4 protein-coding genes are annotated in these 12,567 nt (G+C 49.0%); 1 reads left to right on the top strand and 3 read right to left on the bottom strand.

Features of this window, described 5'->3' with window-relative positions; all coding sequences use genetic code 11:
* Positions 1-65: 65 nt before the first annotated feature.
* From DWB84_RS01985 to DWB84_RS01975, 3 genes are all read right to left on the bottom strand, one after another.
* On the bottom strand, positions 66-3,443 hold the full coding sequence (locus tag DWB84_RS01985; protein ID WP_187408083.1) for a TonB-dependent receptor: 3,378 nt from the start codon (positions 3,441-3,443) through the stop codon (positions 66-68).
* Positions 3,444-3,497: 54 nt separating this feature from the next.
* Positions 3,498-7,550: a carbohydrate binding domain-containing protein gene (locus DWB84_RS01980; protein WP_187408082.1), complete on the bottom strand. Its 4,053-nt coding sequence runs from the start codon at positions 7,548-7,550 to the stop codon at positions 3,498-3,500.
* A gap of 715 nt (positions 7,551-8,265) precedes the next feature.
* Positions 8,266-11,187 carry a glycosyl hydrolase 115 family protein gene (locus DWB84_RS01975; RefSeq protein ID WP_187408081.1) on the bottom strand — a complete coding sequence of 974 codons (2,922 nt, stop codon included), beginning with the start codon at positions 11,185-11,187 and terminating at the stop codon, positions 8,266-8,268.
* 348 nt (positions 11,188-11,535) lie between these two features.
* On the opposite strand from DWB84_RS01975, the gene DWB84_RS01970 reads away from it, so the two are divergent.
* Complete coding sequence (locus tag DWB84_RS01970; RefSeq protein WP_187408080.1) at positions 11,536-12,426, top strand: AraC family transcriptional regulator; 891 nt, start codon at positions 11,536-11,538, stop codon at positions 12,424-12,426.
* The last annotated feature ends 141 nt before the right edge of the window (positions 12,427-12,567 follow it).

Below are 12,567 nucleotides of genomic sequence, written 5' to 3'. Positions count from 1 at the left end.
GCACAAATAAAAAAAGCGTATAGCTTTCACTATACGCTTTGCTTTGTTATCACCCAAGCGTTGTATTAATAACTCGCGGACATACGCAAGGTAAAACGCCGGTCGTTGATGAAATAATGACGCGGATGCAAATTGCCAGCCTCGTCATACTGGTACCGGGTATGCGTCGTTTCGTTGGTCAGGTTATTAACGTCAAAGCCGACTTTGAACGAATCATTCACTTTGTATGTAAACGAGAAGTCGAGAATTCCGCGGTCAGTGTTGTAAACCGGTCGTTTACCGATTACATCGCGAGAATTCAACATATATTCAGAGCGGAAGTTGTAAGCCAACCGCGTGCTGAATATATCGTTCTCGTAAAACGCGATCACGTTGTAGTTTTCTGGCGACAATCCTTCCAACGGAAGACCAACAAAGGCTCCATATATGGAAGTATCGATATTGGCTCCGACATCCTCTTTGGTATAGAGGCGGGTATAGTTTGCCTGCAAACCTAAACCGCTCCAGAATCCTGGCAGCATATCGTAAGTTTGCTGATACGAAATTTCGAAACCATCGATTCTCGCTTTACCGACGTTCTCATAGGTATCCGCCTGAACAACCGTTACCACTGCACCAGTTGAGGGGTTATCCGTGTCCAGACGAGCTGAGCCTTTGCGGATCAGGTTATCCATGTCTTTGGTAAAAATGACGCCGGACAAAGAACCTACATCAGAGAAATACCACTCAAGTCCCAAGTCAACGTTAATCGACTCTTCCGGCAACAAGTGCGGGTTGGAGCCACCAACAGTAGAGCTGGTGTAGTTCACGAAGGTAACCGACTTGAGCGGCTCACCCCGTGTTTCCGAATCCCATCCAGTGGGTGGATTATCATCCTCTACTGCGGTCACCTGGACCCCTAACTCCTGGCTCGCTCGTTTCAACGACAAGTGCGGCAGATAAATCGCTTTTGATGCGGCAAAGCGCAAAATCAAGTCTTCCCTTAAATTCATCGCCAAGTTCAAGCTGGGCAACACGGTTGAATAGCGTTTTGGTTTAACGCTGGTGCGTTCCGAATAACCATTGAGCCATTCCAGCGTCGATGGATCTGGGACAGGCGGTGTTTCACCCGCTGCGATGGCTTCTTCATAAGCCGCAGCGTTGTCACGTAACCATTGCTCCAAGTCGGCGGGAAATCCGATGATCTGGGTGGTCGGAGCATAACGTGCAGGGTCAGACCAAGCTCCAGCTTTTAAAGGCGTCGAGAAATTTCGCGAACCCGTTGTCGACACGTCGATATCCACGTAGCGGAAACCTAAATTCCCGCGAATAGGCATTGGCAGATCGACAAAGTCGAAATCGAATTGAACATAAGCGGCGCTTTTTCGCTCTTCTACCGTAAAAATGTAGTACGGCGAATATGGGCTGCCGGGCTCTTTGCCTTCCACATATCGGCTTTCCAATGTGTAGAAGGGATCGCCCGCGCCTTCTTCTTCGGTGTACCACCAGGTGGAATCCCGGCGTGGATCATTTGCATCGGGGAATCCCTCACCAATCGGCAGGGCAGCAATATCTGGATCGTATTCTTTCGGAATAATAGAGCGGAATTCGCGCTCGAACGCGTTCAGATCTTTTACCCAGTCCAATCTTGGCATATAGAAAGCAGTGACGCTGCCGTCGACAAACGCTTTGCCGTTGTGGAAGCCTCTACCGAAATCGAATACTTCCTGGAATTGCGGATAATCCGCCACGGAGCGTCTGTGTTGCGAACTCCATTCCGGAGAAATCACACCCCAGTCATATTCCGTCGATTTGTGAGTCTGACTTCTATCCGATACACGGAAGCCGACTTTGATATTGGTTAACCAGCTATCTTCCAATTCATAATCCGCATCCAATGAAAACGCAAAATCTTTTCCGGAGCTGTCGGTGTTATGGTCCATGGCTGAGCGGGTATGAATATTGGCGGGGTCCGTAATAGAGGTAATATCACCGCCCCAATAATTACCGTTGGCATCTTTCAATACAGTCCCTTTGTGACCCGCCGCCGCTTCTGCGGAACTTAGCATGTGGAAGTTGCTGCCCAGGAAACCGACTTGCGGATTGTCAGGACTTCTAAAATCCATCCACACATCAGATTCAAAATAACTGTGGATCGTGTGGTCGAACAGAACCAGGCCTGAATCCACAAATTGAATATCACTGTTGATGGTGAGGTTATCGTTGACTTTCCATTCGATGTCCAAACTTATGTCGTTCACATAAGTTTCTTCATCGTGATAACGCGTTTCTGGTGCGTATCCATAGGTAGCTGTGCCGCTACCGGCCAAAACACCGTGAGTGAACAAGCCGGTCTCAGGATCAAAACTTTCGTTCAAACCGGAAATGCCGGGAATTTCCAGCACATTCACGATATTGGCGTTGTCGAACTGATCGCCCAACTGGTCTTTATTCTGTACCAGACGCTCCGTCCAGGAAGACTTGTTATCCGAACGAATAAATTCCAAGGTAGCCAAAAATGTTTCGGACGGGTTGCGCCATTGCAGTGACGAGACGAAACCCAAACGTTCGTTAGCGTCTTGTTTGGTTCTCACCTGAATAGAAGGCGGCAACCAATAAACGGCATCAGGATCTGCGCCAGGAAGCGGCGAACCCACGCCGTCCAGGGAATTCCCCTCCGGATACCGTGGCGCGGTGCGATTACTTTTTTCATAGTAGTTGTGAGTACCGACGGATTGGGATGCCGCATTGGTTTCACTCCAAGCTACCGACACCAAAAAACCAATCTCACCAGCATTGGTTTCCCAGCGGTTACTGAACAAACCGGAAATATTCGGAGACCATTCTTCTACCAGATCGCCGTAATCCGCTTTAATAGCTCCACCCAATTGCATTCCGGGGCTATCGAATGCCTTACGGGTGATAACGTTCAAAGTACCTGCAATACCACCTTCAATCATGGAAGCGGTTTGGTTTTTCTGTACTTCAATTGCCCCCACTAACTCCGATGGAATATGCGAGAGGTTAACCGCTCCCCACTGAGTCGCACTGAAGGATGTGCGGCCATTAAATTGCGTCAGTGTGCGATCAAGGCCGCGCACCAGCGCGCTACTTCCCTCTGCGCCAAAGTGCTCGGGGTCATCCGTCGCTTCGAATACTTCCACGGTTACCCCGGGGACGCGCGTCAGCGCGTCCACCACAGATTTATCCGGCAGCGAGGTAATATCCGATGCCGTAATGGCATCGATTACCGTCGCCGAATCCCGTTTTAAATCCTGGGCGTTTTTCAGCGATTGTTTAATTCCATATACCACCACCTCTTCCACTACCGGAGCTGCAGTTTCCTCTGTTTCTGCGTTTTGCGCATAAGCCTGCTGAGCAAATAAAGCGCCGAGCAAAACAGCTGTCGAAGAGTAGGTGAATATGCCTGTTTTATTACGCAAGGTATTTATTTTATTCGTCATAACCATTCTCGAATTCTGTAAACGTGACAGTGAATAACAGTTTCAACTCGCTTTTTAATGCGTATAGATTTCGTCTACTTCTGTGATCACCAATGAGTCCACGTAATAAGAGCTGTCTGCATCGGTCGCCTCAAAATAAACCTTGAAAATCTCAGGCATTTCGTCAAAGGCAAAGGCATACCGGACTTTGAGTTGTACCCAGTCCGAGGTGTCTTCAGCGCGATCCAGCGTGGTGTAGCTCGATTCCGAATCATCTGCCCGTCGTCGCGTTTCCATGGTCATTGCAATGGGATCTTCAACGATCCCATCAATTTTCACCCATGCAGAAATATCGTAGGTTTTGCCGGGTTGCATGCCGCTATTTGTCAGATCGAACTGCGCAGCGTTCCAATTCGCTGCTCGATCCGTCACATACAGTGAGAAAGAACCGTGCTGTTTTTCCTCGTCTGTCACGGAGATGTTTGCCGCACCAGAGCCAGTCCAACCGATATGGTCTGTAGCGCTCACTTCCAGACCGCCGTTAAAGGCGTAATTGCGCGCAACGACAAGGTCATCGATGTAATAGCTGGTTTCAGCGCCTACGGCTTCGATATACAGACGCAAATTTGTCACATCGCCAGTCGGTGCGTAGTCGAAAATACCTTCCAGCTTGGTCCATTTAGTGTTGGTGACGGTCGCACTCGCAACATTGATGTACTGATCCGCTCCGCCGTCATTCAAGAGCAGCGTCAGATATACCGTGTCAAGTTCAGTATCACCGGCGAGCTTGACCCATACGGACGCTTTATAAGAAGTATTTTTTTCCAACTCCAAATCCAGCAGGGGGTATTGCGCAGAATGCCAGTTGGCGCTTCTGCCTGACACATGCAGACCAAAGAACCCTGAATGAGCACCGCCTTGCGGCCATTGCACAACGGAAATGGCAGTGGCGCCACCGGAGGGCTCCCATCCTTTGATCGTACCTGTCTCAAGATCGCCATTAGTAATCACACTCACAGGAGGTACGAATTCTGTAATGACCAGGTCATCAACAAAATAGGATGCCGTAGCGCTATCCGACTCAAAGTAGACTTTGAGCGTGCTCACTTCCCCATCAGGCAAATAAGTAAATGTGTTGCTTAGCTGAACCCAGTTCAACGTATCGGAAGAGCTGGCAATGGTGCGATATTGTGGAGATTCGCTCTCATCCACATATTCCATCGTCATTTTGATGGTTTCTGCGGTTGCACCATCCACTTTCACCCAGGCGGACAACAGATAAGTACGCCCCGGCACCAGGCCTATATCGCGCATGTCGTATTGCACGGAATTCCAGTTTTCAGTGCGGCCAGTCACGTGCACTGAGAATTCGCCGGAGTGTTTTTCCGCCGTGGTGACTTCGATGGTTGCACCCGCCTCATCCCACTTCGAGATATCGCCCGACTCGAATCCACCATTGATGTTGTAAATCTTGGTGACAACCAACTCATCAATAAAATAATTGGTCTCGGCGTTAGTCGCTTCTATATAGGGCCTGATGGATGTGACCGTTCTGCCCGGATTGAAGGTGAATACACCGGCTAGGCGCGTCCACTCCAGGGTATCGGCTAAGCCTGTGTTGGCAATCGGAATATAATCCGGATCACCTTCAGAGTATTGAACGAGCAAGGTCAGCTGCAGCGTATCCGCAACTGCGCCATCCACTTTCACCCAAGCAGCAGCGAAATAGCTGTCACCTGCGGTAAGAGCACTGTCTCCCAATTCGAATTGTGCAGAAGCCCAGTCGTATGCTCGATCAGACACGCGCAACGCATAACGGCCGGAACGTACGCCGTCCGCATTTTTGTTTGCATCAACCAGCTCAATTGCCGCGTTGTTTCCCTCCCAGCCTGTGGTAGCTCCAGTCTCAAAATTACCGTTCGATACCAGATTGGCGGCTTTCGCACGGGGCGGCGGCGGAATTTGCGATACCAATCTGAAGGTATCCAAACTAATCGAGTGCAGAGCGTTTGAGGGGTAACCCATTTGCGCGATTACATTCACCACTTCAACATCTTCCGGAATATTGGCTGTGAATGTGACTTCCTGCCAACCACCACTCAAAGTGGTAACGCTGGAAGCAAACTCCTTCGAACCATCTGCGGAATTGACGAGCAGTTTTACACGCGCGCCGGAATCACCATTGAATCGCGCGGAAACGTAATATTTGCGTCCACCTTCAACTGCCACATTTTCAAATCCGGCATAAACGTCTTCCAGTTGCAATAAGAAGCCGGAGTCATCTGAATTAGCGGCATTTTTGCTGAAATCAAATCGCAATGAATTGTTGCCGGTGTGCGCGTCGGTGTTATCCAGCGTGGTAGTCGCAATATTGTCCGGGGCAACCGTGGCCCACCCCTGCAGACCGTCTTCCAAATCGCCGTTGGTGAGAGCGTTTGGCAACAAAGTGAAATCATCCAGGAAAACATATTTTCCTTCATTCTGCGGATAACCCAGATTCACCGCCATTTGCAGACGAGCTACAACTGCATCAGCAGGCAAGCGGGCTTCCTGGAGCTCTGTCTCGGTTAAAACGGGAGCGTTTTCCGGCACAGTGAAATCAAACGTGACTTGCTGCCAAACGTTGTCGAACGTCACTTCCAAACCTTCCAGTGACGTCGCAATAGCATCGCTCAGCACGGGAACGAATTTCGCCTTGGTGCCCACGGTGCCACGCGCAAAAGCAGAATAAATATAGGTTTTTCCGGGAACGACAAAAATATCAGCAGGACCAGCCTGGATATCGGCAGGATTTGCCGTTGTGTCGATTATGCTGACTCTGAGAGATTGATTACCTTTGTTAACCAAAGACCGATTAAATTTGTCGACGATTTGCATGTCGAAATCGGCACTGGCGCCATTTGCGGCTTTGGTTTCCCAACCGAGGAAATCGAGAACATCCTCTTCCAGACTGCCATTGGTAACGTGGTTGTAGTCAAACAGGGAGGCGTTATCGCTGACCAGATCCCCAGACGAAGGAGCATATGGGCAAGTATCCGGCGGAATCAGCTTAATGTTGTCGACGTAGATGGTTTTGCCCTTGTTTTCAGCGAAATTGTATTGGGCGTAGAGACGGACTACATCAGTGCCATCGATTTTTGCTGAGAAACGCACTTCTTGCCATTCAGCGGTAAGCTCTATTTCCTGAGTACCATAAGAGTTGTATTGCGTCGGGTTTTGCACCAGGAAATTGATCTTGCCCCCGTTATCGCCCTTCACCCAGGCAGAAAATGTGTAAGTCCAGCCAGACACTACGCTAACGTTGGTAGGTCCGCCTTCAATAGCCCAGGGATCGCCAGTGCCGACCGAATCTTGAAAATCGATTCTGACCGCGTTGTTGCCGCTTTGCGCAACTCCTGAAGAGTCCACGCTAAATGTTGCACCCGCCTCCGGTGCTGTATTTCCCCAGGAGCCTGTAGCGCCAGCGATAGTCGTTGTGCTTTCTTCAAAATCGGAGTTGGGAACAACGTTGCCTTCCTGTATAGGTGGCATACGGGGGATGGGTGCGGCAATCATCCGATCGATATAAATTTCACTGCCGATATTATCGGCGAATCCCATTTGTACCGGGATTTCTACTTCAGAGACGCCATCCGGAACCTGAAAATAAAACTCAACCATCTGCGGTTGACCAGTCAGGAAAACATTCTGACTAACTAAAATCTGCTCAGGATCCGTATTGCCGACTGGATTAACCACAAATCGGGTCAAACCACACAAAGGACCTTTTACATAGGCGGCCCCGGAATAGGCTTGTCCAGGTTTCACAGTGACGGAAGATGGCCCCACAGAGATATCGTCGGGTGCGCTGTCAACTTCCACAATTTTCACCGACGTCTTCAGACTGTTGCCGCCCTGACCCAGGGTCGGAGCTAGTGCAAACTCAGCAACGACGCTGTCAGCTCTCGTTTCCCAACCTTCATCGCCGTTGGATAAGTCATGGTTTGGAATGACATTGGTTTCCACCACAGTTGTGTCCCCACCATTAAAGGACACGTTCGCCGGATCACTGTCGGAACACGCCGACAGAATTGCGAAGCTAGCATATAGCGGCCACGCAAATGGACTCCTGGAAATTGACTTAGACATAGCGTCTCCGAGATTACCTGATTAATAGTTATTTGTTTTTTAACCGATGATGTTTGCCCGGGATCGACCCCAATGTATCGAGCCTTTATTGTTATTGTGCTTAAAGCCCGTCCATGAAAGTGTTACTGCAAACCGCCTGCGTACGGTTTGGGAATAGCCCTTTTAGAGCATAGCCAATTAGTCAGAATAGCCAACTTTTGGAAGATCGCAGCTCCCAACAAGTGTCAGAAAAACGGCATTAGCCTCAGCACTTGATGCAAGCATGGCCCACGCTGTCATATAAGCAACATTCGTTATTATTTTCCGCATACACCCTCCGGCTTTACGCCAGACAAGGCTGCACAGAGCGGCACTATTTACAGCAGAACAATGATTGAGGTGATAGGACTACTTCAAGGCAAGTTCGCACACACTAAGTGCCATATGTGAAATGGCATTTGGATTATCTGATACCGCAAGTTGAATGCGTGTAGCGAGTCAAATAAATCAGATAGTAGTGCTTTTATTTTTATGAACCTGCACTTTGAACACAGTCACCAGCTAATAAGCTCTGCCTTATTTTTATTCCTATCCAGCAGGAGAGCTGCGGCAAAGACTAACATAGGGCTAGGCGTTGAATCTATCTTTTGTCAAACGCGCGCCATAAACTCATTATGATCAGATCAGCATGTGCGACAAAACGATCGTTTGTCGCACATGACAGCTAAAACCCTATTTATTGTAAAAACGGACTTTGTTCCGGCCCGAGATAACTCGGCTTTAAGCCTCCGGTATTGATCAATAATTTTTGTGGCGTAACGCCGGGATCTACCGCATACAATCTCAGTGTAGTCGGTCCTGGATGTTTTATCTTGTGACGACTGCTGCCTACACGCACTCCATCTTTTACCGATTCTTCCCATGCGGCATCACCATCCTTATAGCCCTGCAAAAAGTCCACTATCTGCGGTTTTTCGTTACCAATCGCGACAGCGTAACGCAACCCACGGCCGGGAACGAACGGCAGACTCGGCGCCAGCAAAACTTGCACATCGACTTCGCCCGATGAGAAGAAGGTTATGGGATATTCGACGTAAGGTGCTTTTGCCGGATTGCTAAAGACTTGATCGCCAATGGGATAAACCGAGATCGAGCTGTGAGTGCGCCCATGCAAAGGGATTTCCTGCCACGCAAAACCTTTAACCGCTTTGCTGGTGGTAAAGTTGGCCGCTTCTATTGCTATATATCCATCCGCTTCGAGATAACCTTTGGCGGTCTCTCGCAACTTCGCTACAGGTTTGTTGGCTGAGACAGAAATTCTCGCGCTCTGCCAGCCAGTGCCGCGAAAAACAATTTGTCCTTGTGCAACACCATCCGGCAACGCATCCCAATCAATAGTCACAGCAATAGCAACCTGATCTTGAACCGGGCCGCTTGCCTTGCTGAGCTTAATCCAAGGTTCCGCAGTGGCAGTGAATTCAAAAGGATGCTGGCCGCGATTGAACATCACCAATTCGCGGGTTTGTTTGCCGTAAAAATCAAACAGCAATTCATGCTTACCTTTATGCGGCCAAGTGCCCGCTACCGCCGACGGCCAGGATTCCGCAATACCTTCGACTGCGATGCCCATTTCCGCATAATCACCCGGCACATATTCGTACAGCACCGGCAGCTGATCGCCTTCCGGATTCTGCCAATTGGTGTAACCAATATGGGATTGATCCATAAAATGACGCCATTTGCCGCCATTGATGCTGTGGTAGCGCTCGCGTAATGCCTGGTCCTGACGGAACAATTCTTTGGCTTCCTGGCGATAGCGGTCCGCAATATTGCGCCCCTGATTGGCGTAAAGGCGATTTTTACCAGTCGCTATATAAAGACGGGAGACGGTTGCAGTGGCGAGCACCGGATGCAGCACCAACTGATAATAAGCATCGCGTTTATCCGCGCTTATCTTGCTGTAAATGTATTCCGCCTTGGCAGTCAGCTGCTGTAATTCTTCCAGAATCCGATCAGCTTCACCGTAATGCAGCAGACTGTAGGTTTCCGGCTCCATTAACTCGGGTTTGCGCCGGCCGTTATGGCGGGTATAGCCGGTGATCAGCGCTTCAATATCAGCTGCGTATTCAGGGCCGAATTCTCTCTCTGCCCATAAACGGCCAAATTCCTGCAAACGCTCTTTTGGCCATTGCTGCGGATTCCACGCCATGCGCAGGAAAAATTCGGTCGGAAATTCCATGGGTTTGAGATCGCCGACATTGGTAATCCAAATTTGGGTAGCGCCGTAGCGGTAGGCCAAATGCATTTGTTCCCAGATTTTGGCGATGGGAGTCGAATTAATCCAACGATAAGATCGCGGACCACCCACATAGTCGAAATGATAATAAACCCCTGCACCACCTTTACGATTGCGCTCTTGCGGCGTTGGTAAACGACGGATATTCCCCCAGTTGTCATCACTCCACAACAAGGTAATGTCGTCCGGCACGCGCATGCCTTTTTCGTAATAAGCTTGTACTTCTTTATATAAGCACCAGACCTGCGGAATTTCTTCGAGCGGGGTATGAGGAAATACTTCGCTGAGAATATTGCGCTGATCGCGAACAATCAGTTCCAACAGCTCAATATTTTCACCTTCGCTCATAGGCGCGTCTTCTTGTCCGCGCATTCCAAGTGTGTACAGACTTTCATAAGGTTTGGCGCGCTGCGTACCTGCTCGCCAAAACTCAAAAATATTTTCGCGGTTGATGGAGTATTCCCATGGGCCTTTGCCATAGCGGTTCCATTCTTTATCTGCGCGCATCATAGGCTCATGATGCGATGTGCCCATCACTATGCCGTACTCATCCGCCAAGGCCTGGTTTTTCGGATCGTCATCGTTGAAGGCGTTATTCCACATAGCCGGCCATAAATAATTGGCCTTTAAACGCAGAAGCAACTCGAACACTTTCGCGTAAAACTCGTGGTTATAGTCACCGTGATTCGCTTTAACCCAATTGGTCAAAGCCGGCGCTTCGTCATTAAGGAAAATACCGCGGTAGCGCACGGTCGGCGCACTCTGTTTGTGCGTGCCTGCGCGCACATAAATTTGCTCTTTGTGCTTTGGGGGAACATCTGCCCAGTAGTACCAGGGCGATACACCGATTTGTTCAGAAATGTCGTAAATTCCGTAAATCGCTCCCCGCTTATCCGCACCGACGATCACCAGCGCACGCTCAATATTAGGAAGAGGATTGTCGATCACTTCGAGATGAAACGCGTCCCATTGTCCAGCAATAGCCGCGACATCCAGTTTTTTCAGCTCTACTAATTGGCGAATTAACGGGCTGCGCTCAAGCGTTCCAATAATAATGGCGTGCCCCTTCAATTCTTCCGGAGACTGCACCAGCGCAGGGAGTTTTGCGGATACCCGCTGGACATCGAGCGCGAGATCTTTTGCCGCCCTAATAACGCCAGGAAAATCCGCCGCATCTACATATATAGAAGCCGTACGTTCTTTCCCGACAATTCCCAGAGCGCCAGTCTCGGCCTTATCACTAATATAGGCAGGCTCACCAAGAGCCCAGCTATTTAAGGAATATAAAAAAGTAAAAACGACTATAAAGAAAAAATAAAAAACTCGATTTACACGAGTTCGTTTTAGGAAAGAATTGCTCATTGAAATGACCAGATGAATTGGGCTTATTGAGTAACTTATTGTCAAAATCATAATGAGGAGCCTATCACCTTAATAGTGAGGTTCCCTCCCCTGTCTTAACCATTTCTTTGCTATTTTTAACCATAAGCACTACCCTTTTATGCGAAAAATGTGAGATTGGACGCATGGCGCGACATAATGACGGGTGTTAGACTGCAGCCTCAAAGGTGTTTGACCGGCAAAGCTTGCTGCCCCGCAACAACCCCGATTTGAATACCGTGAAAAGCTATGGAAAGAATAGAAAGAACTGATTTCTATCCCAGAAACGCTCATAAATCACGAACCGAGAAGTCTCAAGTTAGCATCACCATGGAAAAACCCGCTTTTGAAAATGTACAACTTGAAGCCGATGAATCTATTCGGGTTCTGCAATATTCCTGTCCGGCGTTTCAAGCCAATCACAAATGGCATTTTCATCCGCAATTTGAAATTTCGCTGATTCTCAAAGGCAGTGGTAAACGTTTCATTGGTGACCATATAGGAACCTTTTATCCAGGTGATCTGGTTTTAATCGGTCCGAATATTCCCCATTGCTGGATTAGTGACGACCAATTTACCGAAAACGAAATGTTGGTCGTGCAGTTTGACCCATTATTTCTCGGCGAAACTTTTTATAGCATCCCCGAAGCGCGGGCTATGAAAACGCTTATTACAGCGACTCGCCGAGCCCTGTTATTTACCCAAGGCAACCTGGGCGAAGCGCGCCAGTGGCTGGAAAATGTGCGCAATCACCGCGGACTTGCCCGTATCGCTCATTTTCTTTTGCTGTGTCAGTCTCTCAGTGAATGTGAGCAGGAAGCTTTGGCCAGTGACGACTATGTGGTCGAACAATCCGTTCGCGGCGTCGATCGACTGACCAACGCCATCAATTACGTCAAAAACCATCTACACGAAGAAATCAAACAGCCGGACGTAGCCAAGCTCGTCAACATGGCGCCGCAAAGTTTTTCACGCTTTTTCCGCGCGCAAACGGGACGCACCTTTGTTTCATTCGTTAACGAGGTTCGCATCGCTGAAGCGTGTCACCTATTGGCGACAACAGACCGGGATATATTGGATATAGCCTTAAGTTGCGGCTACGCCAACATCTCGCATTTCAACCGCAAGTTTCTCGAAAACAAGAAACTCACTCCCAGTCGGTTCCGCGAGAATCAGAGATTGAAATATGGCTTCTTAAACACAGGAGCAGCCCAAACTTGATCCAGCAATTGTGAATTTGCGGAAAGCATACAATTTAACCCGTTGATAATGGGTTTTTAACGTGCATTTGGGTAGTTAAAAATACGCGTTCAGGCGGTTAAAAAGCCTGTAGCCCGGCCGTGTTAGTCCCCTCTATTCTCG

The sequence above is a fragment of the Saccharophagus sp. K07 genome (assembly GCF_014336955.1).
GTDB lineage: Bacteria > Pseudomonadota > Gammaproteobacteria > Pseudomonadales > Cellvibrionaceae > UBA5868.
This window is presented reverse-complemented; position numbering and strand designations above follow the sequence as displayed.

What these genes read in the sequence shown, in the direction of transcription:
- DWB84_RS01970 (WP_187408080.1), top strand. Translation starts at nt 11,536, where the DNA reads ATGGAAAAACCCGCTTTTGAAAATGTACAACTTGAAGCCGATGAATCT.
- DWB84_RS01980 (WP_187408082.1), bottom strand. Translation starts at nt 7,550, where the DNA reads ATGTCTAAGTCAATTTCCAGGAGTCCATTTGCGTGGCCGCTATATGCT.
- DWB84_RS01975 (WP_187408081.1), bottom strand. Translation starts at nt 11,187, where the DNA reads ATGAGCAATTCTTTCCTAAAACGAACTCGTGTAAATCGAGTTTTTTAT.
- DWB84_RS01985 (WP_187408083.1), bottom strand. Translation starts at nt 3,443, where the DNA reads ATGACGAATAAAATAAATACCTTGCGTAATAAAACAGGCATATTCACC.